The organism is Citrobacter sp. wls827, assembly GCF_005280875.1.
GTDB lineage: Bacteria > Pseudomonadota > Gammaproteobacteria > Enterobacterales > Enterobacteriaceae > Citrobacter > Citrobacter youngae.
The window spans coordinates 43,455-43,763 of sequence record NZ_SZWR01000037.1 but is presented as its reverse complement, the minus strand read 5'-3'; the positions used below and the strand labels follow the sequence as shown (position 1 = coordinate 43,763).

Below are 309 nucleotides of genomic sequence, written 5' to 3'. Positions count from 1 at the left end.
CGAAGAAAGTAAGAGCCGGAGTCTGAGAGACTCCGGCTTTTTTTTACTGTACTGCCAGCTGCTGTTTACGTCGGCGTTGCCAGAAGTAGCCACCGACCATCAATAGCACGAGGACGCTCAGCCACGGGAGAACCGCCAACAAGTGCCCGGATCGGGCGAATGTCAGCGCAATCATCAGCAGCCATCCTCCCAGCATCGGAATTGCGGTGCGTTTAACGATATCCACCGGTGATACACCTGCGATCCCAGCGATGGCGATAATCACGCCGGCAATAGGCGACAATGTCCGTCCAATGCCCGCTGAGATCT

General features: G+C 56.0%; 1 pseudogene. It reads right to left on the bottom strand.

Annotated elements, in window-relative coordinates:
• Nucleotides 1-43: 43 nt before the first annotated feature.
• Nucleotides 44-309 (bottom strand): annotated as a pseudogene (locus tag FDX03_RS23810) (C4-dicarboxylate ABC transporter); the annotation flags it as partial.